Origin of the sequence: Sphingomonas sp. (genome assembly GCF_019749955.1) — a bacterium.
GTDB lineage: Bacteria > Pseudomonadota > Alphaproteobacteria > Sphingomonadales > Sphingomonadaceae > Sphingomonas.
This window is the reverse complement of the sequence record NZ_JAIEPC010000064.1, coordinates 1-26,317: the sequence shown is the minus strand read 5'-3', so window position 1 is coordinate 26,317 and position 26,317 is coordinate 1. Positions and strand designations below refer to the sequence as shown.

Here is a 26,317-nt window from a genome sequence, read left to right as displayed (position 1 = left end):
CACAAGCAGTGGCAACACTGCTGATCGACCAAAAGCGGGGACAATCGCTCGAAGGAGAAACACCATGGCCAAGCTGACGACCAAGTTGATGTTTACCGCCGCGCTGCTCGCCGTTGCCGGTTGCGCGAGCAAGCCCAAGGATATCGCGACCTTGGGGCCGAGCACCGAAGCGCCGCCGCAGCAGACCAATAGCGGTACCGGATCGACCGTGACCGACACGGTGGTGCCGGGGTCGGCCGCCGACTTCAAACGGTCGGTCACGAGCGACACGATTCATTTCGCGACCGACATGTTCGATATCGATCCCGAATCGCGCGCGATCCTCGACACGCAGGCGGCGTGGTTGCTCAAATATCCCAACGCGCGCGCGACGATCGAGGGGCATTGCGACGAACGCGGCACGCGCGAGTATAACCTCGCGCTCGGCGATCGGCGCGCGACCGCGGCCAAGAATTATCTCGCGGCGCGCGGCATCGATCCGTCGCGGCTGACGACGATTTCCTATGGCAAGGAACGCCCCGTTGCGCTTGGCTCGGACGAAGGCAGCTGGGCGCAGAACCGGCGCGCGGTGACGATCGTGCTGAGCTGATTGCTGCTCTCGGTCGTGATCTTGGCAACGCCGGGGGACACGACGCGTTTGTCGGCCGACATCGAACGCATGAAGGCGTCACCTTGGGGCTGATCCGGGGTGACGCCAGAGCGCCTTAGAGCTGGCTTGCTTTCCCATCCCAATCCTCCCCCGCCGGGGAGTGTCGGGTTGGATTGCCCCCGGCAATCCAAGCCCGTGCCGGGGGCACGGGCGACCCGACCCTGTGGCAGCGAAGCTGACAGAGGGGAGGAAGCGCGCCGCTCAATTTGGAAGGGCACTGCTGACCTCCCCCTCCGTCGCCTTCGGCGCCACCTCCCCCTGGGGGGGAGGATTAACGAGGCGCCCATCGACTCGCGCCTCCCCGGTTCCGTTCTACCCATTGCCATGACCGGGCGGCGGTGCTGCGCGCACTGCCGCCCCTTTTTCGTCGCCCTATTTGGTTTTGGGCCAAGCTCGACCCCCCGTTTGCCCTGAGCTTGTCGAAGGGCCGTCCTTCTTCTGCGAGCCGCCTGCAAGAAGGACAGTGCTTCGACAAGCTCAGCACGAACGGATCGAGCGTAAGCCCTTAGCTGCTTTGATCGAGAGATTTTGCTTGTCGCCCATCCAAAATAATATAAATATGATATTACTATTTTGCGGGAGGCAAGAATGACCGAGTCGACTCAAATGGGCGATCTGACACGCAGTCGCGAGGTGCCGGCAAGCGCTTCGAGCGGCTATCTGATGCTGGGGGTGATGCTGGTGTCGCTGGCGGCCATCGTCGTTGGTGCGCTGGGGATTGAGAGCAACCAGACGCTGGGGCTGACGCTGATCATCGTCGGCGCGATCATCTTTGCGCTGGTGTCCCCGGGCTTTTACATGCTCCAGCCCAATCAGGCGGCGGCGATCACCTTGTTCGGTTCCTACAAGGGCAGCGACCGCTCGACCGGGCTGCGCTGGGTGTTGCCGTGGATGGGCAAGAAGAAGGTGTCGCTGCGCGCGAACAACCTGATTTCGGACAAGATCAAGGTCAATGACCTGCGCGGCAACCCGATCGAAATGGCCGCACAAGTCGTGTGGCGCGTCACCGACACCGCGCAGGCGCTGTTCGATGTCGATGATTACAAGGCGTTCGTGATGGTGCAGATCGAAGCCGCGGTGCGCACGATCGGCTCGCGCTATCCTTATGACGATTTCACCCACCAGGAAATCACCCTGCGCGGCAATCACGATCAGGTCGGGGCTGAACTGCGCAGCGAACTGATGGAACGGCTCGCGGTCGCCGGGATCAGCGTCGACGAATGCGGCTTCACCCATCTGGCCTATGCGCAGGAAATTGCCGGCGCCATGCTGCGGCGCCAGCAGGCCGAAGCCGTGGTCGCCGCGCGCAAGACGCTTGTCGAAGGCGCGGTCGGCATGGTCGAAATGGCGCTCGACATGCTGAGCGAGAAGAATGTCGTCGAGCTTGATGACGAGCGGCGCGCGGCGATGGTGTCGAACCTGATGGTCGTGCTGTGCGGTGAGCGCGAGACGCAGCCTGTGGTCAACGCTGGTTCGCTCTACCAGTAATCATGGCCGAGCCGCTGCCCAAGAAAGCCTTTGCGCTCCGTCTCGATCCCGCGCTGTTCGCGGCGATCGAGCGGAGCGCGGCGGGTGATCTGCGCAGCGTCAACGCCCAGGTCGAATGCTTGCTGCGCGAGGCGCTGGCGCGGCGCGGGGTCAAGCTGGCGGCGCCGGTTGCAGCGAAACGCGGGCGGCCGCCCAGGGAGACGAGCAATGCTGAGTGATTTGGACAACCGCAATGAGACGCGCCCGCAACATTGGTTCGCGCCTAAAGTCTATGGCTTTGGCGCAACGCCGGTGACGTGGCAGGGCTGGGCCGTGACCGCCGCGTTCGTGGCGCTGGTGATGGCCATCCCGATGCTGTTGCATCATCCGATCGCGGTCGTGGCCTTGTTGCTCGCCTTCACCGTGCCATTTATTGCGCTCGTCCACGCCAAGACCGATGGCGGCTTGGCGTGGCGCTGGGGTCCGGATCGCTGAACATTCGAACAGGAGGATAAGTCGATGAAGCTGAGCCTGTTTGCGCTGGCGATCGCCAGTGCCACACCCGCACTTGCCCAGACCAGCAGCGAGATCACCGCGCCGGGGCCGATCGGCGCGCTGCATGGCACCTTGCTCAAACCCGAGGCGGCGGGGCCAGTAGTCCTGATCATTCCCGGCTCGGGCCCGACCGACCGTGACGGCAACAACCCGCTCGGCGTGAAGGGCCAGCCGTACAAACTGCTTGCCGAAGCGTTGGCGGCGAAGGGCATCGCCAGCGTGCGGATCGACAAGCGCGGCCAGTTCGCCAGCAAAGCCGCGGTCGCCGATGGCAATGACGTGACGATCGCGGGCTATGCCGATGATGTCCGCGCCTGGGTGAAGGCCGCGCGCGCGGCAACCGGCGCCCGTTGCGTCTGGCTGCTCGGCCATAGCGAAGGCGGGCTGGTGGTGCTCGCGGCGGGCGAGGGCGACGGGATTTGCGGGCATATTCTGGTATCCGCTTCGGGGCGGCCGCTCGGGACGGTGATCCGCGATCAGCTCCGCGCCAATCCCGCCAATGCGCCGATCCTGCCGCAGGCCGAAGCCGCGCTCGACAGCCTCGAGAAGGGCCAGCGCGTCGATGTGAGCGCGATGCACCCCGCGCTCGCCAATTTGTTCGCGCCGCAAGTGCAGGGCTATCTGATCGATCTCTTCGCCTACAAGCCGGTGGTGCTGGCGGCGCAGCTCACGCGTCCGATGCTGATCGTGCAAGGGTTGAAAGACCTCCAGATCGGCGAAGGCGACGCGCGCGCGCTCGCCGCCGCGCGGCCCGATGCGACCTTGGTGCTGGTGCCGGGGGTAAACCATGTACTCAAGAACATCGGCGTGGATGGCGATACCGCCGCCAATCTGGCGAGCTATGGGAAGCCCGATTTGCCGGTGGATGCGGGCGTGGTGGACGCGATTGCGGGGTTCGTGACGAAGAAGCGGTAGGGCTCTGCGAACCACCAACGACCCGTTTGTTTCGAGCGTAGTCGAGAAACAGGCCACAGGCGGTGCGCTTGGCGCCTGTTTTTCGCCTTCGCTCGAAACGAGCGGTTGCGATGGAACGATTTAACCCGCGAATGCCTCATCGAGCAGCCGCGCGAGCCGCAGCCCCGCGCGTTGGACTTGCAGGCGCTGCACCGGCACCAGCCGTACGATCGTCGCTTCGTCGAGTTTCACGCGCACGGTCGGCGTGACGCAGGGCTTGTCGGCGGTCGCGCTCGGATAAGCCACGGTCCGCGCGATGTCATAGCTTTCGCGGCTCCAGTCTTCGGTCGTCCCGGCCTGGATCGGCGCGGCTTCGGTCGCGGAGTAGCGCCGGACGAGCTGCGGCCCATCGGTGATCGCGCGCTCGGCGAGCACGCCATCCCAGATGCCGTGGAGGTTGAGCCGCTCGGGCGCATAGATGCCGTAGGCGGCCTTGATGGCATTGCCGCCCGAATCATTATGCGACCCCGAATGCAGCGGCATGTGCATGTCGCCGACGAAATGGATCAGGAAGGCGAGTGCCTGCACGCGCTCGGCGAGCGGCGTGTCCTTGGCCTGCAACAGCTTCACATCGCGGTCGACTTGCGCTGACACGCAATTGCCATCGCGGCACGCGGCTTTCAGGTCGAATGTCCCGCAGATGTCGAGCGTCTGGTAATGCCAGCTCGATGCATAGCCGAAGCGCAGCGGATATTTGGCGCGGACGCAATCGGCCCAGACGCTGGCGTCCTCGACGGTGCGCGCGGGGCACTGCGGGGTCGCGAGCGCGCTCGACCGGGCAAGCAGCGCGCGCACCTTCAAGGTGGTGGCGGGGGAGACGTTCGCCATCGCGATCTGCGCGATCGTGTTGTGGCCGAACTGACCATAGGCCAGGGCCGGGGTGGCGGCGCATGTGGCGACAGCGGCGAGCGTGGTGGTGAGGGCGCGAATCATGGCGCTTGGTCTAGCCGCTCGCCGACTATTCGTCGCCGAAAATGGCGACCGCGCGGTGCCCGGATGCGTCGGTTTGGCCGCGGAACATGCCGGGGGTCGTGAATGCCCAGTGCGCGGTGCCATCGGGCGCAGCGACGATCACCCCGCCGGTGCCGCCGAGCGCCTGCACATCGGCGAGCACGGCGGCGGCGGCGGTCGCAATGTCTTCCCCGGTCAGGCGCACCCGCGCGGCGATTTCGTGGCCAACACCCGCGCGGATGAAATATTCGCCTGATCCGGTGGCGGAGACGGCACAGGCGCGGTCGTCGGCATAGGTGCCCGCGCCGACCAAGGGCGTATCGCCGATCCGGCCCCAGCGCTTGCCGGTGACGCCGCCGGTCGAGGTCGCGGCGGCGACATGGCCTTGGGCATCGCACGCGACCGCGCCAACCGTGCCATATTTCATCTCGGCATCGAACCAGCCGTCGACGCGCGCGCGCAGTTCCTCGAGCTGGCGGCGACGTTCGGGGGTCGCGAACCAGCTTTCGTCGGCTTGCTCAAGGCCTTGTTCGCGCGCGAACTGATCGGCGCCGGTGCCGCTCAGCAGCACATGCGGCGTTGCGGTCATCACCCGGCGGGCGAGGCTGACGGGGTTTTTGGTCGCGCTGACACCGGTAACGCCGCCCGCCTGCCGCCCGCTGCCGTCCATGATCGCGGCATCGAGGCAGACACAGCCGTCGAAGCTGAGCACCGCGCCGCGCCCGGCGTTGAAATGCGGATCATCCTCGAGCACGCGCACCGCAGCCTCGACCGCATCGAGCGCGCTGCCCCCGTTTGCCAGCACGCCCGCCCCGGCATCGAGCGCGGCATTCAGCCCGGCGCGCGCGCCCTCAGCCTGATCGGCGGGGAGCGTATCGGGGCGGAGGATCCCCGCGCCGCCGTGGATCATCAGCGTCCATTGGGTCATGGCAAAATCCTAAAGAAGGGCGGTTCGGGTTTGACCTAAACCCCTTCCCGTTTGTGTCGAGCGAAGTCGAGACATCTTGCGCACCGCTTGTCGCCTGTTTCTCGACTTCGCTCGAAACGAACGGGTGAGGGCTGCGCAGCGCACACCCTACGCGGCTTGCGGCGCCGGCTTGCGCGCGCGCAGGCCGATCAGGGGGCGCAACCAGTCGATCTCGCGGCCGATCCGGTAGAACAGCCAGCAGCCCAACACGGTCGCCGCCAGCAACACCGCGAATTCGGGGAGCGGCCCGATGCCGACACCGAGCAGCGCGCCCGCGACGAGCACGATCACGGTCTGGTGGATGATGTAAAAAGGGAACACCGCTTCGTTGAGCATCGCACGCCACGGATGATCGCGATTGAGCCAACGATCGGCCATCCCGATCAGCGCGACGATCGACGTCCACGCCTGCACCGCGCGCACCATGCCGAACCAATACCAGACATCCCCGGTAATCGGCGTCTTGAGATAGGCGGTCTCGATACCCGCGACGATCGCATAGGCGCTTACTGCCAGCACCGCCGCGACCGGCCACCAGCGCCGGATCGCGCGCCACAGCCGGTCGTTGCCCGCCAGCATGAACCCGAACAGGAACATCGCGAAAAAGACCCGGTGCGCGGGCAGATCATCGAAAAAGGCATGGGTTTCGGACGCGCCGGGATAAACCCAAAGCCATTGCGCGATCAGCAGCGCGACCGGGACGATCACGATCAACGGGCCAGTAAGGGCATAGCTCAACACGCGTTCAATCGCCGCTTGCCACCGCGTCGGCACCACCAACAATATCAGCGCGAGCACGACGGTATACGCCCACAGATACACGACGAACCACAGGTGTTGCCACGTCGGCACGGCGATGCCGCTGATCTTTTGGATGTGGAAATAGTCCGTCGTCAGAAAATGCCAGAAATCGCCTTTATACGCATGCTGAGTGGTCAGCTCGACCCAGGGTTGGGGGGTGTTGATCACGGCCATGGCAAACAGAATCGGCGGCAGCAGGCGCTTGGTGCGGCCCCAGGCAAAGGACCCTGCGGCCGGCTTGCCCGCGAAAATTGCGCGGCTGGCGAAGCCCGAGACGACGAACAGCAGCGACAGCCGCCACGCATTGAGCGCCTGCATCGGGACCGTCACCCAATCGATCGGATGCGCGGTCTTGGCGTGATATCCCCACGGGACGAACACCATGCCGATGTGGTAGAAGATAAGCAGACCGAAGGCGCCGATGCGCAGCCAGTCCATCCCGTAATGCCGACCCAAATCACTCTCCACGGGGCAGGCATCAAATGTCGCCGCCATCATTCACGCGCGCTGCTATCATATCGACGTGCCGCGCGGGCATCGCTATATCGCGCTGAACCAGATCAAGGAACTCTTCGCATGTCTCTTCGTCCGTGGCGCGATATCACTCGGCGCGAAAGCCGCCAGATCATGGTCGGCAATGTCCCCGTCGGCGGCGGCGCGCCGGTGACGGTGCAGACGATGACCAACACGCTGACCTCCGATCCGGTGGCAACGATCAACCAGATCCGCCGCTGCGAAGACGCCGGGGTCGACATCATCCGCGTGTCGTGTCCCGATGTCGAATCGACCGCGGCGCTCAAGCAGATCACCCGCGCGGCGCGCGTCCCGATCGTCGCCGACATCCATTTCCACTATAAGCGCGCGCTCGAAGCGGCGGACGCGGGTGCTGCCTGCCTGCGCATCAACCCCGGCAATATCGGCTCGGCTGACCGGGTGCGCGAAGTGGTGAATGCGGCGAAGGCCAATGGCTGCGCGATCCGCATCGGCGTGAACGCGGGCAGCCTCGAAAAGGATTTGCTCGAGAAATACGGCGAGCCCTGCCCGGAAGCGCTGGTTGAGTCCGCGCTCGATCATATCAAGCTGCTGCAGGATCATGATTTCCACGAATTCAAGGTCGCGGTGAAGGCATCCGACCTGTTCCTCGCGGTCGCCGCCTATCAGCAGCTCGCCGAAGTCGTCGATTGTCCGCTGCATCTCGGCATCACCGAAGCGGGCGGCTTCGTCGGCGGCACGGTGAAGAGCGCGATCGGCATCGGCTCGTTGCTCTGGTACGGCATCGGCGACACCATCCGCGTCTCGCTGTCGGCCGAGCCCGAAGAGGAAGTCCGCGTCGGCTTCGAAATCCTGAAAGCGCTCGGCATCCGCAATCGCGGCGTGCGCGTGGTGAGTTGCCCGTCGTGCGCGCGGCAGGGCTTTGACGTGATCCGCACGGTGCAGGCGCTCGAAGAGAAGCTCCAGCATATCCGCACGCCAATGTCGCTGTCGGTGCTCGGCTGCGTCGTCAACGGCCCCGGCGAAGCGCGCGAGACCGACATCGGGCTGACCGGCGGCGGCAATGGCAAGCATATGGTGTATCTGTCGGGCGTGACCGATCACACGGTCGAAAGCGCCGACATGATCGACCATATCGTCAAGCTGGTCGAGGCCAAGGCCGCCGAGCTTGATGCTGCGAACCCGGCGCAGGCGGTGGCTGCCGAATAAATGGCGTGGGCACTGCTGGTGCTGGCGGGCCTGTTCGAGGTCGGCTTCACGACGTGCCTGCGCCATGCTGACGGCTTTCGCAATCTTGGCTGGAACGCGGGCTTTTTCGTCTGTGCGTTTTTGAGCTTCGGGCTGCTGGAGCGCGCCGCCAAGACGATTCCGCTGGGCACGGCCTATGCGGTGTGGGTCGGGATCGGCGCGATTGGTACCGTGCTGGTTGGTGTCGCGACGGGCGCCGAGACACTGACGATCATTCGCGGTCTGCTATTGGTTGGCTTGATCCTCTGCATTGTCGGCCTGAAACTCGCGAGCGGGCACTGAGCCGCGCGCCGTCCATAGTTTCTTTGCCATCTCGATTAGCGGCATTCTAACGCCGCGCGGCTACGCCAAGCGTCATGCGTTTTGCCCTCGTCCTCGTGCTGCTGCTCGGCACAGCCTTTGGCCTGATGATCCCGGTCGGGCCCCGCCGTGCACCTGCGGCGGCGCCAGCCACGCTGGCGCGCAGCGGATCGGCCTCGCCGACGGTCACCGCGCCGCCGATCGATCATCCGACCGAGACGGTGCTCGACCGCGCACCGGGGGGCCATTTCATCGCGATTGCCGAAGTCAACGGCATGCCGCTGCACTTCGTCGTCGATACCGGCGCCGACACCGTCGCGCTGAGCGAAGCCGATGCGCGGCAGGCCAATGTCAATTTCGACCCCTCGCAATATGAAGTGATCGGCAAGGGTGCCGGTGGCGATCTGCGCGGGCAGGAAGTGTATATCGATACGATCGTGCTCGACGGCAAACGCGCGAACAATGTGCATGCCGTGGTGATCGAAGGCGCCGACATCTCGCTGCTCGGCCACACCTATCTGCGGCAATTGCAAAGCGTCAGTATCGAAGGCGACCAGATGCGGTTGCGATAGGCGACGGGGCTTGAGGTGAGGAAAAGCCAATCCCCAGCGCGGCCGTAAAGCTCAAAATTTGGGGTGGAAGGCTGCGACAACGTCAGCAGTCGTCATCAAGTCAAGCGTTTTGAACGTTTCCTGACAGTATCGAAGATAAAATTACTCAAAATTTCGATAATATAATATATTTAAAAGCGTTCAGTTTTGTGTCTCATGATAGTCATACTGCAAGAGATGGGCGTTAGATTCCACAGTGAGCAATTTTATCATTCTGGGTAAAGCTGGCATCAAGGTGCCGTAGATCACCCAAAAGACCGACACGGTTGCTACAAAGAAAATAAGAACACTGAGAATGTTAAGCATGTGTGGTCTCCTGGGGTGTCCCCCCCCATCGATACGTCCCTTACTGCATCGCCAATAACTCTCTTTTGCAAAAACAATGGCGCTCACACTAGCTAGCCAATTAGGCCTGACGCGCGAGGAGCTTGCCCAGTCCGTGCAATATATTGCAACTACGAGACAAATGTCAAGACATTTGGACGTCACATAAATTGGACAATAGGGTCCCCCTTTTGCGCATAGTGCGGCGGTTGAGTTCCCCTGCGCAGCCTGTTTGGCAAATGAACGACCAACAGGCCGGGCCGGCTTGCGGGAGTAGGCAAGCGATCGTAGCAATTGCGTACCCAGCATGCGGATCGTCTTTAAAGAACTTGCTTGTCCGTACGCTGCTGTTCGTTCGTGGAACATTTCTTGAGCAGCGCCGCCTGCCTGCGGCCCAGATCGCGCCACCAGAGCGTTGCCCGCCGAACGCCAGGCTGCCCGGGACTGAAAATTCAGGCTGAAGGGCGGCGATCAGGGCGATTGCTGCTGCGGCTCGATCACCGCCGGTAAACATCACGCCGACTGCCGAGCCGGACCACAGTGGTGGGCATGACGCCATCCTCCAGATCATCGATATGTTCGACAATCGCTTCGGTGGCGCAAAACGTCTTTGATTGCCCCGTTAGTGCCGACAGCGCGGCGAGGTGGTCTGCAACATCGGCGGGCAAGCGAAGCGACATCGGCGCAGCACAGTCGTGCAATACATGTATCGCAACAGGCATATTGTCGTGCCGGAGGATAGCGCCCGCCGCGCGCGGGGTGTAGCGCACGCCTTGTGTCGACCAAGACGTCTCCTGCCATCGCCTTCGCCGTCGCGTGCCTGGGTATCTTCAGCTATTCGATCATGGATGCGCTGATGAAATATCTGTCGCTCCAGAGCGGCGCCTATAGTGCTGTACTCTGGCGGTCGGTGGCGGGGGTGGCGTTGACCGGGGCAGTTTTCGTCGCTCGCGGGCATCGCTGGCCGGGGGGCGCGGCGCTCAGGCTCCACGTTCTGCGCGGGCTGGCGGCGGGGCTGTCGGTGCTGCTGTTCTTCTGGGGGCTGGTGCGCGTGCCGATGGCGCAGGCGGTTGCGCTGACGTTCCTTGCGCCGCTGATCGCGCTGTTTCTGGCAGGCCTGTTCCTGAAGGAGCAGATCGGACGCGGCGCGGTGCTCGGCTCGCTGGTGGCGAGCGTGGGCGTGCTGGTGATTGCGCTGGGCCAGTCGCGCGGCGAAAGTTCGCCCGATTTGCTGCTGGGGTCGGGCGCGGTGGTGCTTGCCTCGCTACTCTACGCCGGGAGCCTGATCCTGCTGCGGCAGCAAGCGCAGATCGCGAGTCCGCTCGAAGTCACCCTTTTCACCAGTCTCGTCATCGGCGCGCTGATGCTCGCGGGCGCACCGTGGCTCGCGACCTGGCCGAGCGTCGCGCAATTGCCCTGGGTGGTGGCGGCGGCAGTGATTGGCTCCGTGTCCGCTTTTGCGCTCGCCTGGGCCTATGGCCGGGCCGAGGCGCAACTGCTGTCGATGGTTGAATATACCGCCTTCATCTGGGCCGCGATTTTGGGCTATGTCGTTTTCGGCGAGCAGGTGTCGGGCTATACCGTCGGCGGTGCAGGGCTGATCATCATCGGTTGCCTTGTCGCCGTGCGCGGCAGCATCGCGCCTGCTCCCCAGACCGAGGCTGCTGCATGACTGTGATCCGATTCGCTACCCCCGCCGATGTTGGCACCATCCTGCATTTCGTGCGCGAGCTTGCCGCTTATGAGCGCGCACTCGACAAGGTCGTCGCGACCGAGGAGCTGCTCCATCAGGCGCTGTTTTCGACCCCGCCTGCCGCCGAGGCGCTGATTGCCGAAGTCGATGGCGCGCCGGTCGGTCTGGCGCTGTTCTTCCACAATTTCTCGACCTGGACCGGGTGGCGCGGGCTGTATCTTGAGGACCTGTATGTGACGCCCGAAGCGCGCGGGACGGGGGTCGGCAAGGCGCTGCTCAAGCGGCTCGCCGCCATTGCGGTTGAGCGCGGGTGCGGGCGGTTCGAATGGGCCGTGCTCGACTGGAACACGCCCGCGCAGGAATTCTACAAGGCAATGGGCGCGAGCGTAATGGACGACTGGCGCATCTGCCGCATGTCAGGCGACGCGCTCAAAAACTTTGCGGCGCAACCTTGAGCGTCACGGCGCGCCCTGCCGTTCGCGCGGACGTTGACGCCATTCATGAGCGGCTGCTGCGCTTTGGGCGGCATATCGGCCATCCCGACTGGGTTTCGGCGGCACCCGATGCGCTTGGCCATGCGCTGTTCGGCGCCACGCCGTCGGGCTTTGCCCATGTCGCCCAGCATGAGGGCAAGATCGTCGGGGTTGCGCTGTGGTTTCTCAGCTTCAACTTCTGGATGGCCCAGCCGATCCTCTATCTTGAGGATCTGTTCGTCGATGCCGAGGCGCGCGGTCTGGGCGCGGGCGAAGCCTTGATGCGCGCGCTCGCGGTTGAGGCGCAGGCGCGCGATTGTGCGTGGATGGACTGGATCGTGCTGACGGAAAATGGAGGCGGCCAGCGCTTCTATGATCGGCTCGGCGCCAAGCTCCAGCCCGAATGGCGGCTCTGGCGGCTGGAGGGCGAGGCGCTCGCTGCCTTGGCAGGCGAGCGCCCCGGCCAATAGCACTCAGTCGGCTTTCGCGGTTTTGGCGCGTTCGATCGCTTCGATGATGATCCGCCGTGCCTCTTCGGCATTGCCCCATTTGCCGATCCGCACCCATTTCTTGGGTTCCAGATCCTTGTAATGGGTGAAGAAATGCTCGATCTGCTGCATCACGATCTCGGGCAGGTCGTGATGCTCATCGACGTTGGTGTAATAAGGGAAAGTGCCGTCGACCGGGACGGTCAGCAGCTTTTCATCGCCGCCGGCTTCGTCTTCGAGGTGGAGCACCGCAATCGGGCGCACCCGCACGATGCAGCCCGGGATGAACGGCGAGCGCGCGACGACGAGCGCGTCAAGCGGGTCGCCGTCGGGCGACAGCGTGTGCGGGATGAAGCCGTAATTCGCCGGATAGCGCATCGGCGTGTGCAGGATGCGGTCGACGAACAGCGCGCCCGATTTTTTGTCGAATTCATATTTCACCGGCTCGCCGCCGACGGGCACTTCGATGATGCAATTGAGGCTGTTGGGTGGGTCGTCGCCGACCGGCACCATGTCGATGCGCATGAATGGATTCCTGTTATCGCGGTGTCAGCAGCCGATCGAGCCCGGTCTCGCCGGTTCCGATCTTGGCGAGGCGCGGATAGCGCAAGCCGCCCTTATAGTCGATCACTCTTGTCTCGATCCGCTCGCCCTTTTTGACGAGCAGGGTGATTGGCGCGCCATCCTTGGCCGCGGTGATCGCTTCCTTCAGCTTTTCAGGGGAGTAGGCGAAGCCGTTGACGCCCGTGATCGTGTCGCCATTGTCGAGGCCGGCGGCAAAGGCCGGGCTGTCCCAGACCACTGACACCAGCCCGCCATCCTTGCCGACGATCACGCCCACCGAATAGCTGAGATCGGTGAACTTGCGGTCCTTTTCGTTGAGTTTGAAATAGGGCGTCGGCGCGTCGGTGAAGACCAGCCGATAGCCATTGGCGATGAACCCTGCGAAGGGGGCAGGCGCGCCGGTTTCGGTCAGCCGCTGGGTCAGCATCTGCTTCCAGTCATAGAGCGGCACCAGCTTGTGGAGCGTCGCGACGACGTCGTCGAGCGTATAGGTCACCTGGCCCCAGTCGCCGTCGTTGATGCCGAAAAAGGCCTGCGCGAAATCGTCGAGCGACTTGGTGCCGTTCGACTGGCGCCGCAGGATCGCATCGACTTCCATCCACACCAGCAGGCCTTCGTTGTAATAATCCTCGCTGCGCTGCCAGCTCGACCAGCCCTTGGGGCGGCGCATCGCCATCGTCGGGTCGTTGGTGGTGTCGACCATCGGCCGCCACTCACGCCCCTTGGTATTGCCCAGGCTCGCGAGCACCAGCGCATAGGCATCGAGCGTATCCTGCTTCGAGACGAGGCCCGATCGCGCCGCGAGGACATAGCCCCAGAATTGCGTCTGGCCTTCATAGACCCACAGCAGCGAATCGCGCATCGGCGTGCGGTAATCGGGCGTCCAGAGATCGGCGCCGCGGCGGAATTTGCCGTCCCAGCTGTGCGAGAATTCGTGCGGCAGCAGGTCGCGCGCGGGCGTGCTCGACTCCCAATCGGTGAAATAGCCCGGCTTCACGCCGTTTTCGGAGCTGCGGTGATGCTCAAGCCCAATCCCGCCGAGCTCGTCGGTGATCGACAGCAGGAAATGATAGTTATCGTAATGCTGCGACCCGAAGGTTTTCACGGCCTGATCGACCAGCGCCTTGTGCGCGTCGATCTGCTCGGGCTTGGCGGCAAGCTCGGCGGCGGTGTCGGCGACCACGTCGAGCGTGACGCGCGGGCGGAGCGGGAAGGCTTTATAGTAACGCCCCGCGATCACCGGCGAATCGACCAGCACTTCATAATTGGTGCGGTCATAACGATAGCTGCTGCCGCTGGCCTTCGACGGCAGCGCCGAGGCGGCGGTCCAGCCTTCGGGATAAGTCACCGACGCCTCGACCGGGATTTGCCGCGTGAAATAGCCCGCCGGATAAAGGCTCATCGACTGCCATTGCAGGCTGAGCATGTTGGGCGTCATCACCACGCGGCCCTGGCCCGGCGCGGTGGCCGACAGGAACTGGAAGTCGATGTCGAGCGCCTTGGCGCCTGCGGGCACCTCGATGTGGAAAGCGAACACATCGACGGGATCGCGCGTCCACGGCACGGGCTTGCCATTCGCGCTGATCTTCAGCCCGGCGAGCTTTTCGATCTGGCCGGTCGGCGAGTGATTGCCGGGCAGCCATTTGGGAAACAGCAGCACCATATGCCCGGCCTTGGCGACGGGCAGCACTTCTTTCACCTTGAAGATCGCGCGGCGCGTATCGGTCGCGTCGATCGCGAGGCTGATCGTGCCGGGATAGGGAATGTCCTTCGCCGCCGGGATCGTATCGACATGGGGCACCGGCTGGGGCTTCGAATTTTCGGCAAGAGCAGCAGTCGACGCGAGCAGGATCGCGGCAAAGGTCAGCGTGCGGATCATGGCGGGCTTTCGGTCAGGCGGGAAGATGCGCAAGTTTAGGCAGGCCGGTGGCACGGCGTCCAGCCCCGGCGGCATTCTCGAGCTTGGTGGTCTGCCCTAACGCCGTTTGCCCTGAGCTTGTCGAAGGGCCGTCCTTCTTTTGCGATCGGCCGGAAGAAGAAGGACGGTGCTTCGACAAGCTCAGCACAAGCGGGGTGAGGGCGATTCCCACGTTCGAGGTGCCTAACCCCCGCTGCTGCCCAGCACGTTGATCGAAAACGCCAGCACGCCGATGTTGAACACGAACGCAGCGAGGCAATGGCCGATCACGGTCTGGCGGATCGCGCTGTGGCTGATTTCGACGTCCGACGTCTGGAACGTCATGCCGAGCGTGAAGCTGAAATAGGCGAAGTCCCAGTAATTGGGTTCGGCATCGCCCGGAAAATCGATGCCGCCGCGATCCTCACCGTCTGCGTCGGAGTAATAGAGGTGGGCGTAATGCAGCGTGTAGATCGTGTTGGAGAACAGCCACGACAGCGCGAGCGTGCCGACCACCAGCGCCACAGTCGTCGGGTTGGGCTTGCCGTGGAGTTCGCTGAACACCGCGACGAGGATCACCAGCGAGACGAGGCCGGTGATGCCGAGCAGCAAGGTGCGGTTGGCGTCGTTATTGCGCGCGTGCTCGCGCATGCGATCGGTCTTGCTCCACAGCAGCGGCGCAATCGCGACCAGAAACAACGCACTGGCAATGTCGAAAGCCACCAGCGTGCCGCGCGACCAGCCGATCGCGGGGATCAGCACGCCAAGGCCCACCACCAGCGCCAGCGCGAAGAGCAGGAAGCGCGGCGGCGCGATATGGTTGCCGAGCCGGGCAATCGGGGAAATGGCCATCACTCAGGGCTTAGTCCTGCCGATGCGATCGGCAAGTCCCATGCAGGCAAGCGTGCCGTAGCGATGCATGATGCGTCCGTTTCGGACGATTTTCGCCCATTGGCAAATTGCGACATTTTCGCCTAGAGAACGCCGCTTAATGAGCCGGATCACCACGCCAAACCGCATTCGCGGGACACAGGATATTTTTGGAGAGGAACAGCGTCGCTTCGCTCGCGTCGTTGAAGCCTTTGAGCGTGTGCGTAAGCTCTATTGTTTCCAGCGGGTTGAATTGCCGGTGTTCGAAGCGACGGCGGTGTTCGCGCGCTCGCTGGGCGAGACGACCGATGTCGTGTCGAAGGAAATGTACACGTTTGAGGATCGCGGCGGTGATTCGATCACCTTGCGGCCCGAATTCACGGCGGGGATCGCGCGCGCGTTTTTGACTGAGGGGTGGCAGCAATATGCGCCGCTGAAGCTCGTCACGCACGGCCCGGTGTTCCGTTATGAGCGCCCGCAAAAGGGGCGCTACCGCCAGTTCCACCAGATCGACGCCGAAGTGCTTGGTGCGGCCGAACCTGCTGCCGATGTCGAATTGCTGGTGTTCGCCGATCAGCTCATCCGCGAGCTGGGGATTTCGGACGGGGTGACGCTCCAGCTGAATACGCTCGGCGATGCCGAGACGCGTGATGCGTGGCGGGCGGCGCTGGTCGCGCATTTCGAGGCGCATCGCGGGGAGTTGAGCGAGGACAGCCTTGCGCGGCTCGACAAGAATCCGCTGCGCATTTTGGACAGCAAGGATCCGAAAGACAGGCCGATCGCCGAAGCCGCACCCAGCATCGATTCGTATCTGACGAGCGAAGCAGGGGCGTTTTTCGATAGCGTGACGAACGGACTCGATGCAGCAGGCGTCGCCTGGACGCGCAACGGTCGGCTGGTGCGCGGGCTCGATTATTATCGCCACACGGCGTTCGAATTCGTGACCGACCGGCTCGGCGCGCAGGGGACGGTGCTCGCCGGTGGGCGCTATGACGGGCTGATCGAGAGTCTTGGAGGTAAGCCCACACCCGGTGTTGGTTGGGCCGCCGGTATCGAGCGGTTGGCGATGTTGTCGGAGTTTGTTGCAGCAGACGCCCCTCAAATCATCGTTATCCAAATGAATGCGGCTGCAACTTTTCACGCTATCAGGATGATCGCGCTATTGCGAAACGGCGGCCTGCGCACCGATGCGAGCCTGCACAGGAGTGTAAAGAATCAGTTCTCCGACGCGGACAACCGTGCTGCCAAGTTTGCAGTGCTGGTAGCCGGACGCGATGATACCGGCGCAAGTCTGCCGGTTGTTAAGGACTTGGCGACTGGCGAACAGGAAGCGGTGTCGGAAGCGCTCCTGGTCGATTATCTCAGCAAGCGGCTGGCCGCGCATCCATGACCACCATCTCCCCCGAGCGCATCGCGCAAATCTCTGCGCGCCGGGATGAGCTTCAGGCGCTGATGGCGACGGGCGAACTGCCGTCGGATCGCTTTGTTGCGGTGTCGAAGGAATATGCCGAGCTCGAACCTGTGGTGAAGGCGGCCAACGAAGTGCGGCGGCTGCGCGCTGAACTCAGCGTGCTCACGCATATGCTTGAGGCCGATGAGGAACCCGACATCCGCGACATTGCGCGCGAGGAAATCGCCGACTTGAAAACACGGCTGCCCGATGCCGAGCGCCATCTCGCGCTCGCGCTGCTGCCACGCGATGCGGCGGATGAACGCGCGGCGATGCTCGAAATCCGCGCCGGGACGGGTGGCGACGAAGCTGCCCTTTTCGCGGGCGACTTGCTGCGGATGTATCAACGCTATGCTGATAATCAAGGCTGGCGCGTCGAGCTGATCTCCGCCAGCCCTTCCGAAATGGGCGGCTACAAGGAAGTCGTCGCCTCGGTTGAGGGCAAGGGCGTGTTCGCGCGGCTGAAGTTCGAAAGCGGCGTCCACCGCGTCCAGCGCGTCCCCGCGACCGAAGCCGGCGGGCGCATCCACACCAGCGCCGCAACCGTCGCGGTGCTGCCCGAGGCCGAGGAAGTCGACGTCAAGATCGACGAAGCCAAGGACTTGCGGATCGACATTTATCGCTCGTCGGGGCCGGGCGGCCAGTCGGTCAACACCACAGACTCGGCGGTGCGGATCGTCCACATCCCGACCGGGCTCACGGTGATCCAGCAGGACGAAAAGTCGCAGCACAAGAACAAGGCCAAGGCGCTGAAAGTGCTGCGGACAAGGCTCTACGAAGCTGAACGCGAGCGGCTGCACCAGGAGCGGGCGGGCGCGCGCAAGTCGATGGTCGGTTCCGGCGATCGGTCGGAACGCATCCGCACATACAACTTCCCGCAAGGGCGCGTGACCGATCACCGCATCAACCTGACGCTCCACCGTCTGCCCGAAATCTTGCAGGGTGAAATGGACGAGCTGATCGGCGCGCTGATTTCGGAGGATGAGGCCGAGCGGTTGGCGAGCCTTGAGGGCTGACACGCCGTTGCTCGTGCGGGTCGCGCTGGTTGAAGCCACCGCCCAGATTAAGCGTATTTCGGAATCACCCCGCCTCGATGCCGAACTGCTGATGGCGCATGCGCTCGGCGTGCCGCGCAACCGGATGTTGCTGGTGAATCTCGACGATCCTGTGCCCGATGGCTTCGCGCCGCTGGTCGAGCGTCGCTTGCAGCATGAGCCCGTCGCGCATCTCACCGGCCTGCGCGGGTTCTGGACGATCGACCTCGAAGTCGGGCCAGGCGCGTTCATCCCGCGCGCCGACACCGAAACGCTGATCGAAGCCGCCGTCGCCCATTTCGGCGAGCGCGCCCCCGCCACCATCCTCGATCTCGGCACCGGACCGGGGACCTTGCTGCTGGCGGCGCTCGATCAATGGCCAAAGGCGCACGGCGTCGGCGTCGAGCGGTCCGATGCTGCGCGCGGCTATGCGCTGCGCAATGCCGCGCGGCTGGGGCTCGCTGACCGCGCCGAGATTGTCGCGGGGGTATGGGCGCAGGCGATCGACGCGCGCTTCGATCTGGTGCTCACCAACCCGCCCTATGTCGCGACCGTCGAGCCGCTGCCGCGCGAAGTGCTCGACTATGATCCGGCGGAGGCACTGTTCGGCGGCCCCGACGGGCTCGACGCCTACCGTGTGATCATTCCCGATCTGCCGAGGCTGCTGATGCCCGGCGGCGTCGCGGTGATCGAAATCGGCGCGAGCCAGGCCGACGCGGTCACCGCCTTGGTGCGTGCGGCGGGGATGCAGGCCGATATCCGCCGCGATCTTGGCAATCGGCCGCGCGCCCTCATCGCCCAGCCATGAAGTGCAAGACAATCGTCACATAATTCCGCTTGGCGATTGGCGCGCCACTCGCTATTGATTGCGAAGGGACACGCATTTTCAACATAAGTCGTTGAAATGGGCAGTTGTCCGATCCTTCGTCATGAAGCCGCTGTCGTCCGGTGGCCGTGGCACACGCCGTCGCCCTCCGAATGGTCGGGGTGCGCGGCGCAGAGGGGCATGCATCCGCATTCTGGAGCACCGCCGAGTTTGATTTCAGGGCACGAGGACAACAGGACTTGATCAATAATCGTCAGGCCGGCCGCCGTCGCGGTCGTGGTGGGCAGCGCACACCGGGTGGTAATCCGGGACGCCCCGATAATGGCAATCGCATCGACAATCGCGCACGCGGCAATGCCGCCCAGTTGCTCGAAAAATACAAATCGCTGGCGCGCGACGCGCAGATGCAGGGCGATCGGGTCAACACCGAATATTATCTGCAATTCGCGGATCATTATTTCCGCGTGCTCAACGAAAACCGCTCGCGCTTCGAAGAAAATCAGCAGCGTCGCGGTGGCGCCAATGAAGCGTTCGACGAAGAGCCCGAGGAAGACTTCGACGGCGAAAGCTATGCCGACGACCGTGTCGATGGCGAGCGCGCGCAGCAGGCGAACGGCAACCGCCGCGACGGGCGCGAGCAAGGCAACCGCGACAATGGTAGCCGTGACGGGGGCAACCGTGACAACCCTAGTCGTGACGGGGGCAACCGCGAGCCGAACGACGGCTATCGCGAAGCGCGCGACAACAACCGTGACCAGAATGCGCGCGATCAGGGGGGCCGCGACCAGCGCCCGCAACGCGACGGCTATCGCGATCAGCCGCGCGACCAGAACCGCAACCGCAACGAACCGCGCGACTATAATGGCAATGGCCAGGCACAGGGGGGCGATCAGCCGCGCCAGCCGCTGCCGCCGCGTAGCTATGCTCCGGTCGAGCAGGGCTCAAACGGCGCCGACGCCAACCCGATGGCCGCGCCGATGGCCGCACCCAACACCGACGCCGAGCCCGAACGGCCGCGCCGGGGCCGTCCGCGCCGTGCTGCGCCGATCGAGGCTGCGCCCGAGCTCGAGCCCGCCGCGATCGAAATCGACCGGCTGCCGCCCGCGCTGAGCCTGTCGGCGATCACCGAGGACGCGCCGGTCGAGAGTGGCGAAGACGCCAAGCCGCGCCGTCGTCGCGGCCGTCCCCCGGCGAGCGAGCGCACGCCCGCCAACTGACGGGTCGTTCAGCCTGCTGACAGCCGATCTGCGGTTGAACCGCTCCAAGCCCGCGCCTAGGGTCCAAGGCGCGGGCAGAATGATCGGGAGAGCAGACATGCGGCACGGGCTGGCGATGGTTTTGGCATTCCTTCCGGCGGCCGCGATCGGGCAATCGGCGCCTGAGCCAGTCTCTGCGCCTTCGGGCGAGCGCACCGCGCAGGGCGATGTCGCGATCACCATCTATTCGAACGGCGTCGCGCTGGTGCAGGATGTGCGCCAATTGTCGCTGCCCTCGGGCGTGTCGCGCCAGGAATTTCCCGATGTGTCGAGCCAGATCCGCCCCGAAACGGTGCGGCTGAGCGGCGGTGATGTCGGCATCGTCGAACAGAATTACGACTATGACCTGCTCAGCCCCAATGCGCTGATCGAAAAGGCGGTCGGCCAGACGGTGACGCTGCTGCGCACCAATCCCGCGACGGGCGCCGAGACACGCGAGCGTGCGCAAGTGCTCGCGGTCAATGGCGGCGTGGTCCTCAAGATCGGCGACCGGATCGAAATACTGCGCGATGACGGCTTGCCGGTGCGGGTGATCTTCGATTCGATCCCGCCCAATTTGCGCGCGCGCCCGACCTTGTCGATCACGCTCGACAGCAAGCGCAGCGGCGCGCGCCCGCTCACCCTCAGCTACCTGACCGGCGGCCTCAGCTGGCGCGCAGATTATGTCGCGCTCTATGACGAAGCCAAGAGCACGATCGACATGCAGGGCTGGATCACGCTCAACAATGGCGGCGAGACACGCTTCGCCAATGCCGATGTGGTGCTCGTCGCGGGCGAACCGAGCGGCGCAAACCAGCAAGGGCGCTATGGTCGCGGGTCGAACGGCGCCCTGATCAAGCCCGGTACCGAGTCGTCGGACCGCGCGCGGCTGGGGGATTTCTACCTCTATCCACTCGGCCACCGCACCACGGTGGCGGCGAACCAGCAGAAGCAGGTGAGCTTCCTGTCGGTCGGTGGCGTGGCGGCGCGCAAAGTCTATCAATTCCGCAACGATTGGCTCGGCGCGTCGGACGACCCGACCAGTGCCGAGACGGCTTATAGCTTTTCAAGTTCGCGCGAGGGTGGACTCGGCGATGCGCTGCCGGCGGGCACGGTCCGCGTCTATGTCCGCGATGCCAAGGGCCAGCCGCAGTTCATCGGCGAGAATGCGATCGACCACACGCCGATGGGGTCGACCTTGGCGATCAAGACCGGCGACGCGTTCGACGTCAAAGTGAAGCCTGAAGTCGTCAAGCGCGACAAGATCGCGAGCGACGAATGGGATCGCACGGTGCGCTATCGCATCACCAAAGAAGGCCAAGCGCCGCGCGTCGTGACGGTCGAGCGCCAGCGCGAATATTATCGCACGACGATGCGCTACACGATCACCAACGCCAAGCCCGAGGCCGTGACGGTCGATGTGACGCAGGCGGGCCTCGACACTTATTGGGGCGACACGCGCGTGCCGAGCGAAAGCCTGCCGGGTGAGCAAAAGTCGCTCGACGAGCGGGTGTGGCATGTGCCGGTGCCCGCCAATGGGACGACGGTGCTGACGGTCAGCTTCGACACGCGGTACTGAGGGCGCGGGGCGTGCGCCGCGATCGGACCCCCGCTGGCCCTGCCCGTCCCGCGCCGATGCTTTCGGTGGCGCTGTCGGTCGTGGTGTCGCTGGGATCGGCCGTGGCGTTGGCGCTCGGGTTGGCGGCAGTGCTGGCCGTGGCGCTGTCGCGCGTGCTGGGCGTGATCCTGGCGGTCGTGCTCACCGCGCCGCTCGCGGCGCAGGCGCCGACGCCGGCGGTCATCACCTCGGCGGCGCCCGATTCGGTTGCGGTGTCGGTCTATCGCGCGCCGGGGCGCGGCGCTGATCAGGCGATCGACCGTGGCAACCCGCAGGGCTTTGCGCTGATCACCGAAAAGCGCACCGTGACGATCCCGGCGGGCCGCGCGGTGGTGCGGTTCGAAGGCGTGGCAGGCAATATCTTCCCCGAAACCGCGATCGTCGAGGGGTTGCCGTCGGGGGTGCGCGAGAAAAATCTCGATGCCGATCTGCTGTCGCCGCGCAGTCTGTACGACCGTGCGCTCGGGCGGCGGGTGATGGTGCGCCGGACCAACAAGGCGACCGGCAAGGTCACCGAGGAACAGGCGGTGATCCGCTCGTCGGCGGATGGTGCCGCGCTGGTGACGATCGGCGGCGGGGTCGAGGCGCTCAAATGCACCGGGCTCAACGAGACGATCGTCTATCCTGCGGTGCCGCCGGGGCTGTCGGCCAAGCCGACCTTGTCGATCGAGACCGACAGCGACCGACCCGTCACCGCGACGATCACGCTCGCTTATCTCGCGGGCGGGTTCGACTGGCAGGCCGATTATGTCGTGCAGCTCGCGCCCGATCGTCGCTCGGCTGAGCTGTTCGCCTGGGTCACGCTTGCGTCGAGCGATCCGACCTCGTTTCGCGGCGGCGCGGCGGTGATCGCGGGGCGCGTGAACCGTGATGCCGAAACGCCGACCCCGCCGACGGCGCGCGCGCTGGATCTGCGCTGCTTCCCGGTGCCGCCGCCTCTCGGCGGGCGTGTCCGCAGCGACTATGCCTTCGCGCCGCCTCCGCCACCGGCGCCCATGGCAATGTTGGTGCGCGGTATGGTGGCGGACGAAGCCCAAAGCGTCGTCGTCACTGGGGCCAGGGCCAAGCGTGAAGACATCGCCGATCTCAAGCTATACCGCCTGAACGGCCCCGTCACCGTCGCCTCGAACGCGCAGAAACAGGTCGGCTTTCTCGCCAAGCCCAAGGTTGCCGTCGCGTTGATCTACGAAAGCCGCGTGTATCAGGGCGATGTGTCCCAAACCCAGCTGATCGTTCGCGCGCAGAACAAGCCGGTCGCTGGGCTCGGCGAACCGCTCCCGGCGGGGCACGCGGTGGTGTTCGCGGCCAATGGACCGCGCCCCATTCTGATCGGCGAAAGCTCGACCGCCGACAAGGCAGTGGGGGAGCAAGTCGAGTTCAAGCTTGGCCCGTCGCCCAATATTGGCGTGTCGACCAAAGCCATTCCCGTCACACCACGCGACGGGCGGCGCAATCGCTACCGTCTGACGGTGACCAACGCCAATGGCTGGCCGGTTGCCTATGAAGCGCGGATCGAGCCCGGCGGCGACAGCTACAGCCTCGAAAGTCCCAGCGCGCGGCTGGGTACCAAGGACGGCAAACCCTTCTGGGCTATCACGGTCCCGGCCAATGGCAGCGTCTCGCTCGATTACACGATTCGCGACGCCAGCTAAGCCTCGAAATCCTTCACCCGTTCGTCATGGCCGCTGCCTGAGCTGAGGAACACCAGCCCCATCAGCGCCGCCGTCATCATCGCGGTGCCGCCGAAGCCGCCGACCGCCGCCGCAATCGCGATCCACGACAGCGGGCCATAGAGATAATCGAGCAGCACCACGCCCGCTGCCACGACCACGCAGGTCGCCAGCGCCATCCAGCGCAGGATCGCGCGATACCGACCCCAGGCAAAGGCGGCATAGTCGGGATCGTCCAGACCCGGAGGCAAATCGTCCATCGCTTCCCATTGGCGGCGAAAAGTGAGAATCTCAAGCGGCTGAACGACTCGGTGCCGCGTTAAACACCGCAGCGGGCCAAGGAGAGAGACATGACGATTGCCGCAATATTGTCGGGTAAGGGCAACGAGGTGATCTCGATTGCGCCGACCCAAAGCGTGATGGAGGCCGCCGCGACGCTCGCACAACGCCGTGTCGGGGCGCTCCCGGTGGTCGAAGGCGACGCCGTGATCGGCATTTTTTCCGAACGCGACGTGATCCACGCGCTCAACAACGGCGGCGTCGAGGCGCTCGAGGCGTCGGTCGCAAGCGCCATGACCGCGCCAGCGATCACCGTGGGCTTGCATGATTCGGTGCTCGGCGCGCTGTCGCTGATGTCGCGGCGGCGCATCCGCCACTTGCCGGTGGTCGAAGGCGGCGCGCTGATTGGCTTTGTGTCGATCGGCGATCTGGTCAAATACCGGATCGACCGGATCGAAGCCGATGCCGCCGCGATGCGCGATTATATCCAGTCGGTCTAACGCGCCCGTCCGGTGAGATTTCGCGCTGACTTGGCCCAATATCCTCCGTTTGCCCTGAGCTTGTCGAAGGGCCGTCCTTCCTTTGCCCGACCTGGGAAAAAGAAGGGCGGTGCTTCGACAGGCTCAGCGCGAACGGATCAAAGACGATCCCACTTCAACAAACCAGCGCCGTAGCGACCCTAAGCCGTGGCGGGTCGGCGCCGGATTGTGTCGCTGAGCTCGCCGATGACGCTGCGCGCGAAGAGGGCGAGCCAGCCGAAATAGACCGCGCCGCCCGCCGCGACGAGAATCAGCAGCGTCACCGGCGGCGGCAGTGGCGGTAGCAGGCGCGCGAGCAGCGCGACCGCAATCCCCATGCCCATCGCCGCCAGCAGCGGCGGCAGGATCGCACTCGCCAGCGCGTCGGCGCGCACGCCGATTACCGGCAGCGACCGCCACAGGCTGATCCCCAGATACAGCGGATAGACCGCGAGCCACGCCCAGGCGAGCCCCATCGGCCCCCATTGCACGCCGACCAGATAGGCGCCCGTCAGCAGCACGGCGCCGGTCGCGCCGTTGCGCACGCTGATCCCGGGTCGCCCAATCGCATCGCACGCCGGCGACAGCAGCACGTGCAGCGTCATGAAGGGCATCGCGAGCGCCAGCAGCCGCACGACCGGCACGCCCTCGACCCATTTCGGCCCGAGCATCGTCAGCACCAGCGGCTCGGCGGTTGCGGCCAGGCCGATGTAGAAGGGAAGGGCGGCGACCATCACGATGCGCACGCCGCGCGCAAAGGCCCGCCCGACCGCGCCTTCGTCATGCTGGAGCCGGGCATAGGCCGAGAAAGCGACTTCGTTGAGCGGGGGCACGATCTTCGACACGAACACCTGCGCGAGGAACAGGCTCTCGGTATAGATGCCGAGCCAGTGCGGGTTGAACTGGCGCCCGGCGATGAAAACATCGGCCTGGCTTTCGAAGAACCAGAACAGCTGGCCGACCGCCATCACCCCGCCATAGCGCGCCAGCGTGCCGGCACCGCGGAAATCGAAGCTCGGCCAATAATAGGCGCGCGCGGCGACGGTCATCCCGATCATGCGCACCGCGAACAGCACCATCGGCGCCACCACCAATGTCCACACGCCAAGGCCGAACAACGCGCCGCCCAGCGCGGTGCTCGCGCTCGCGATCGAGGCAATGATGTTGACGCGCGCTTGCCGCCGATACTCCATCTGGCGCGACAGCAGGGCGTAGGACAGCGCGGTCAAGGGCGTCGCCAGATAGATCAGCGCCTGCCAGCGCAGCATCTCGGCGACGAGCGGCTGGCGGTAATAGGCCGCCGCCAGCGGCGCGAGCGCGACTTGCAGCCCGGCCAGCGTCAGGTTGACGAGGATCAGCATGCCGAACAGCTGGCGGATCTGGCGCTCGCTGACCTCCTTGGCCTGGATCAGGCCGCTCGCCAGCCCATAGCCGTTGAGCATGTTGAGCAGGAAGAGAATCACCTGCGTCATCGCGAACAGGCCATAATCCGACGGCGCGAGCAGGCGAATCACCAGGAACGTCGCGCCCCATTGGACGATCTGCGCGAGAATCTGGCTGCCCGAGCGCCAGATGACCGCGCTGCGGACCTGATCGGCGAACGATTTCGAATCGATCTGGGGCGAGTCGGCGGGCGATTCCATAGCCAAACGCCTTGCCACAAGGTGCTTACAGAGGCGTAAACCCTAGCATTTCTGCGGGGTAGCGCGGCGAGTGTAAGAAAATTGCAAAAAGGCGTTGACGGGTCTTGGACCCAGCCATATAAGCCACTCCACCGCAGCGACGAACCACACGGTTTGCCAACGCGGTCACCGAAATTTCGGCGCTAGCCCGCCCCCACAAAAAAGGGGATCGGGAAGGCGTCGGCCTTTTGCGCTCTTTGACATTGTTGGTCTAGATGAAGGGACATGTGGGCGGCGGCTCCGGGTCCGACGGTCAAGCGTCGGGTGCTCGGTAAAATCAAGCCGTTCCACAGACTTAACGCTACGGGGTTCGCCCTGGGCGTTGGTCAATGTCCTAATACATATCCACAGTGAAATGTATTGTGCAGGAACGGCTCCTTGAAATGAGCTGCGCAATCGGGGACATTCCGCCCCGATGGCGTGGAACATCAAACTTGAGAGTTTGATCCTGGCTCAGAACGAACGCTGGCGGCATGCCTAACACATGCAAGTCGAACGAGACCTTCGGGTCTAGTGGCGCACGGGTGCGTAACGCGTGGGAATCTGCCCCTTGGTTCGGAATAACAGCGAGAAATTGCTGCTAATACCGGATAATGACGTAAGTCCAAAGATTTATCGCCAAGGGATGAGCCCGCGTAGGATTAGCTAGTTGGTGTGGTAAAGGCGCACCAAGGCGACGATCCTTAGCTGGTCTGAGAGGA

Annotated in this window: 27 protein-coding genes and 1 rRNA gene; 19 read left to right on the top strand and 9 right to left on the bottom strand. The window is 64.5% G+C overall.

Features of this window, described 5'->3' with window-relative positions:
- The first annotated feature begins 64 nt into the window (after positions 1–64).
- The 5 genes from pal to K2W81_RS12270 all read left to right on the top strand — a co-directional run bounded on the left by pal (position 65) and on the right by K2W81_RS12270 (position 3,586).
- Entirely contained in the window at positions 65–589 is a 525-nt protein-coding gene (gene pal / locus K2W81_RS12290) for a peptidoglycan-associated lipoprotein Pal (protein ID WP_294104701.1), read from the top strand.
- A 648-nt stretch (positions 590–1,237) separates the two neighbouring features.
- Entirely contained in the window at positions 1,238–2,137 is a 900-nt protein-coding gene (locus K2W81_RS12285) for an SPFH domain-containing protein (protein ID WP_294104699.1), read from the top strand.
- Between the two features lie 2 nt (positions 2,138–2,139).
- Positions 2,140–2,355: a toxin-antitoxin system HicB family antitoxin gene (locus K2W81_RS12280; RefSeq protein WP_294104698.1), complete on the top strand. Its 216-nt coding sequence runs from the start codon at positions 2,140–2,142 to the stop codon at positions 2,353–2,355.
- On the top strand, positions 2,345–2,611 hold the full coding sequence (locus K2W81_RS12275; protein ID WP_294104697.1) for a hypothetical protein: 267 nt from the start codon (positions 2,345–2,347) through the stop codon (positions 2,609–2,611). Before K2W81_RS12280 ends, K2W81_RS12275 begins: the two co-directional genes overlap by 11 nt.
- Positions 2,612–2,635: 24 nt before the next feature.
- Positions 2,636–3,586: an alpha/beta fold hydrolase gene (locus K2W81_RS12270; protein WP_294104695.1), complete on the top strand. Its 951-nt coding sequence runs from the start codon at positions 2,636–2,638 to the stop codon at positions 3,584–3,586.
- Between the two features lie 120 nt (positions 3,587–3,706).
- Here K2W81_RS12270 and K2W81_RS12265 read toward each other — a convergent pair whose 3' ends face one another.
- From K2W81_RS12265 to K2W81_RS12255, 3 genes are all read right to left on the bottom strand, one after another.
- On the bottom strand, positions 3,707–4,558 hold the full coding sequence (locus K2W81_RS12265) for a S1/P1 nuclease (protein WP_294104693.1): 852 nt from the start codon (positions 4,556–4,558) through the stop codon (positions 3,707–3,709).
- 25 nt (positions 4,559–4,583) lie between these two features.
- The gene (locus K2W81_RS12260) at positions 4,584–5,504 is read right to left on the bottom strand and encodes an isoaspartyl peptidase/L-asparaginase (RefSeq protein ID WP_294104691.1); all 921 of its coding nucleotides are present in this window, start codon (positions 5,502–5,504) and stop codon (positions 4,584–4,586) included.
- Positions 5,505–5,651: 147 nt separating this feature from the next.
- Complete coding sequence (locus K2W81_RS12255) at positions 5,652–6,839, bottom strand: acyltransferase family protein (protein WP_294104690.1); 1,188 nt, start codon at positions 6,837–6,839, stop codon at positions 5,652–5,654.
- Between the two features lie 81 nt (positions 6,840–6,920).
- On the opposite strand from K2W81_RS12255, the gene ispG reads away from it, so the two are divergent.
- The 3 genes from ispG (at position 6,921) to K2W81_RS12240 (ending at position 8,956) form a co-directional block, all read left to right on the top strand.
- Positions 6,921–8,045 carry a flavodoxin-dependent (E)-4-hydroxy-3-methylbut-2-enyl-diphosphate synthase gene (gene ispG, locus K2W81_RS12250; RefSeq protein WP_294104689.1) on the top strand — a complete coding sequence of 375 codons (1,125 nt, stop codon included), beginning with the start codon at positions 6,921–6,923 and terminating at the stop codon, positions 8,043–8,045.
- Positions 8,046–8,366 (top strand): multidrug efflux SMR transporter, encoded by a 321-nt coding sequence (locus K2W81_RS12245; protein ID WP_294104688.1) that lies wholly within the window; start codon positions 8,046–8,048, stop codon positions 8,364–8,366. It abuts the gene before it with no gap.
- Positions 8,367–8,440: 74 nt separating this feature from the next.
- On the top strand, positions 8,441–8,956 hold the full coding sequence (locus K2W81_RS12240; RefSeq protein WP_294104687.1) for a TIGR02281 family clan AA aspartic protease: 516 nt from the start codon (positions 8,441–8,443) through the stop codon (positions 8,954–8,956).
- 860 nt (positions 8,957–9,816) lie between these two features.
- Here K2W81_RS12240 and K2W81_RS12235 read toward each other — a convergent pair.
- A complete protein-coding gene (locus tag K2W81_RS12235; RefSeq protein ID WP_294104684.1) occupies positions 9,817–9,999 on the bottom strand; it encodes a hypothetical protein in 183 nt (60 codons plus the stop codon).
- A gap of 95 nt (positions 10,000–10,094) precedes the next feature.
- On the opposite strand from K2W81_RS12235, the gene K2W81_RS12230 reads away from it, so the two are divergent.
- From K2W81_RS12230 to K2W81_RS12220, 3 genes are read left to right on the top strand one after another with little or no spacing between them, the layout of a single operon-like run.
- On the top strand, positions 10,095–10,991 hold the full coding sequence (locus K2W81_RS12230) for a DMT family transporter (protein WP_294104682.1): 897 nt from the start codon (positions 10,095–10,097) through the stop codon (positions 10,989–10,991).
- Positions 10,988–11,467, top strand: a complete 480-nt coding sequence (locus tag K2W81_RS12225) for a GNAT family N-acetyltransferase (protein ID WP_294104680.1) — start codon at positions 10,988–10,990, stop codon at positions 11,465–11,467. Before K2W81_RS12230 ends, K2W81_RS12225 begins: the two co-directional genes overlap by 4 nt.
- A complete protein-coding gene (locus K2W81_RS12220; protein WP_294104679.1) occupies positions 11,464–11,955 on the top strand; it encodes a GNAT family N-acetyltransferase in 492 nt (163 codons plus the stop codon). The genes K2W81_RS12225 and K2W81_RS12220 overlap by 4 nt, the downstream gene beginning before the upstream one ends.
- A gap of 3 nt (positions 11,956–11,958) precedes the next feature.
- Here K2W81_RS12220 and ppa read toward each other — a convergent pair whose 3' ends face one another.
- The 3 genes from ppa to K2W81_RS12205 form a co-directional block, all read right to left on the bottom strand.
- Positions 11,959–12,498: an inorganic diphosphatase gene (ppa, locus tag K2W81_RS12215; protein WP_294104678.1), complete on the bottom strand. Its 540-nt coding sequence runs from the start codon at positions 12,496–12,498 to the stop codon at positions 11,959–11,961.
- Between the two features lie 13 nt (positions 12,499–12,511).
- Positions 12,512–14,416: a peptidase M61 gene (locus K2W81_RS12210; protein ID WP_294104677.1), complete on the bottom strand. Its 1,905-nt coding sequence runs from the start codon at positions 14,414–14,416 to the stop codon at positions 12,512–12,514.
- A gap of 222 nt (positions 14,417–14,638) precedes the next feature.
- The gene (locus K2W81_RS12205; protein ID WP_294104675.1) at positions 14,639–15,286 is read right to left on the bottom strand and encodes a DUF1345 domain-containing protein; all 648 of its coding nucleotides are present in this window, start codon (positions 15,284–15,286) and stop codon (positions 14,639–14,641) included.
- A 139-nt stretch (positions 15,287–15,425) separates the two neighbouring features.
- Here K2W81_RS12205 and hisS point away from each other — a divergent pair, with 139 nt between their 5' ends.
- The 6 genes from hisS (at position 15,426) to K2W81_RS12175 (ending at position 23,119) form a co-directional block, all read left to right on the top strand.
- Entirely contained in the window at positions 15,426–16,694 is a 1,269-nt protein-coding gene (hisS, locus tag K2W81_RS12200; protein WP_294104673.1) for a histidine--tRNA ligase, read from the top strand.
- Complete coding sequence (prfA, locus tag K2W81_RS12195) at positions 16,691–17,770, top strand: peptide chain release factor 1 (RefSeq protein ID WP_294104671.1); 1,080 nt, start codon at positions 16,691–16,693, stop codon at positions 17,768–17,770. Before hisS ends, prfA begins: the two co-directional genes overlap by 4 nt.
- 13 nt (positions 17,771–17,783) lie before the next feature.
- Positions 17,784–18,596 (top strand): peptide chain release factor N(5)-glutamine methyltransferase, encoded by an 813-nt coding sequence (prmC, locus tag K2W81_RS12190; RefSeq protein ID WP_294104822.1) that lies wholly within the window; start codon positions 17,784–17,786, stop codon positions 18,594–18,596.
- A 257-nt stretch (positions 18,597–18,853) separates the two neighbouring features.
- A complete protein-coding gene (locus K2W81_RS12185; protein WP_294104669.1) occupies positions 18,854–19,831 on the top strand; it encodes a DUF4167 domain-containing protein in 978 nt (325 codons plus the stop codon).
- 79 nt (positions 19,832–19,910) lie between these two features.
- A complete protein-coding gene (locus K2W81_RS12180; RefSeq protein WP_294104667.1) occupies positions 19,911–21,428 on the top strand; it encodes a DUF4139 domain-containing protein in 1,518 nt (505 codons plus the stop codon).
- An 11-nt stretch (positions 21,429–21,439) separates the two neighbouring features.
- A complete protein-coding gene (locus K2W81_RS12175; RefSeq protein WP_294104665.1) occupies positions 21,440–23,119 on the top strand; it encodes a hypothetical protein in 1,680 nt (559 codons plus the stop codon).
- Here K2W81_RS12175 and K2W81_RS12170 read toward each other — a convergent pair.
- Complete coding sequence (locus K2W81_RS12170) at positions 23,116–23,397, bottom strand: hypothetical protein (RefSeq protein ID WP_294104663.1); 282 nt, start codon at positions 23,395–23,397, stop codon at positions 23,116–23,118. The genes K2W81_RS12175 and K2W81_RS12170 overlap by 4 nt on opposite strands.
- 90 nt (positions 23,398–23,487) lie before the next feature.
- On the opposite strand from K2W81_RS12170, the gene K2W81_RS12165 reads away from it, so the two are divergent.
- The gene (locus K2W81_RS12165; RefSeq protein ID WP_294104661.1) at positions 23,488–23,916 is read left to right on the top strand and encodes a CBS domain-containing protein; all 429 of its coding nucleotides are present in this window, start codon (positions 23,488–23,490) and stop codon (positions 23,914–23,916) included.
- Between the two features lie 179 nt (positions 23,917–24,095).
- On the opposite strand, the gene K2W81_RS12160 is transcribed toward K2W81_RS12165, so the two are convergent.
- The gene (locus tag K2W81_RS12160) at positions 24,096–25,577 is read right to left on the bottom strand and encodes a lipopolysaccharide biosynthesis protein (RefSeq protein ID WP_294104659.1); all 1,482 of its coding nucleotides are present in this window, start codon (positions 25,575–25,577) and stop codon (positions 24,096–24,098) included.
- 469 nt (positions 25,578–26,046) lie between these two features.
- Between K2W81_RS12160 and K2W81_RS12155 the strand changes: the two genes are divergently transcribed.
- A 16S ribosomal RNA gene (locus tag K2W81_RS12155) occupies positions 26,047–26,317 on the top strand; the annotation flags it as partial.

Coding starts and splice junctions, on each gene's coding strand:
- K2W81_RS12275 (WP_294104697.1), top strand. CDS start 2,345: ATGCTGAGTGATTTGGACAACCGCAATGAGACGCGCCCGCAACATTGG.
- K2W81_RS12245 (WP_294104688.1), top strand. CDS start 8,046: ATGGCGTGGGCACTGCTGGTGCTGGCGGGCCTGTTCGAGGTCGGCTTC.
- K2W81_RS12240 (WP_294104687.1), top strand. CDS start 8,441: ATGCGTTTTGCCCTCGTCCTCGTGCTGCTGCTCGGCACAGCCTTTGGC.
- K2W81_RS12160 (WP_294104659.1), bottom strand. CDS start 25,577: ATGGAATCGCCCGCCGACTCGCCCCAGATCGATTCGAAATCGTTCGCC.
- K2W81_RS12270 (WP_294104695.1), top strand. CDS start 2,636: ATGAAGCTGAGCCTGTTTGCGCTGGCGATCGCCAGTGCCACACCCGCA.
- K2W81_RS12225 (WP_294104680.1), top strand. CDS start 10,988: ATGACTGTGATCCGATTCGCTACCCCCGCCGATGTTGGCACCATCCTG.
- K2W81_RS12265 (WP_294104693.1), bottom strand. CDS start 4,558: ATGATTCGCGCCCTCACCACCACGCTCGCCGCTGTCGCCACATGCGCC.
- ispG (WP_294104689.1), top strand. CDS start 6,921: ATGTCTCTTCGTCCGTGGCGCGATATCACTCGGCGCGAAAGCCGCCAG.
- K2W81_RS12260 (WP_294104691.1), bottom strand. CDS start 5,504: ATGACCCAATGGACGCTGATGATCCACGGCGGCGCGGGGATCCTCCGC.
- K2W81_RS12280 (WP_294104698.1), top strand. CDS start 2,140: ATGGCCGAGCCGCTGCCCAAGAAAGCCTTTGCGCTCCGTCTCGATCCC.
- hisS (WP_294104673.1), top strand. CDS start 15,426: ATGAGCCGGATCACCACGCCAAACCGCATTCGCGGGACACAGGATATT.
- K2W81_RS12285 (WP_294104699.1), top strand. CDS start 1,238: ATGACCGAGTCGACTCAAATGGGCGATCTGACACGCAGTCGCGAGGTG.
- K2W81_RS12255 (WP_294104690.1), bottom strand. CDS start 6,839: ATGGCGGCGACATTTGATGCCTGCCCCGTGGAGAGTGATTTGGGTCGG.
- K2W81_RS12235 (WP_294104684.1), bottom strand. CDS start 9,999: ATGTCGCTTCGCTTGCCCGCCGATGTTGCAGACCACCTCGCCGCGCTG.
- pal (WP_294104701.1), top strand. CDS start 65: ATGGCCAAGCTGACGACCAAGTTGATGTTTACCGCCGCGCTGCTCGCC.
- K2W81_RS12170 (WP_294104663.1), bottom strand. CDS start 23,397: ATGGACGATTTGCCTCCGGGTCTGGACGATCCCGACTATGCCGCCTTT.
- K2W81_RS12180 (WP_294104667.1), top strand. CDS start 19,911: ATGATCGGGAGAGCAGACATGCGGCACGGGCTGGCGATGGTTTTGGCA.
- K2W81_RS12165 (WP_294104661.1), top strand. CDS start 23,488: ATGACGATTGCCGCAATATTGTCGGGTAAGGGCAACGAGGTGATCTCG.
- prfA (WP_294104671.1), top strand. CDS start 16,691: ATGACCACCATCTCCCCCGAGCGCATCGCGCAAATCTCTGCGCGCCGG.
- K2W81_RS12210 (WP_294104677.1), bottom strand. CDS start 14,416: ATGATCCGCACGCTGACCTTTGCCGCGATCCTGCTCGCGTCGACTGCT.
- ppa (WP_294104678.1), bottom strand. CDS start 12,498: ATGCGCATCGACATGGTGCCGGTCGGCGACGACCCACCCAACAGCCTC.
- K2W81_RS12205 (WP_294104675.1), bottom strand. CDS start 15,286: ATGGCCATTTCCCCGATTGCCCGGCTCGGCAACCATATCGCGCCGCCG.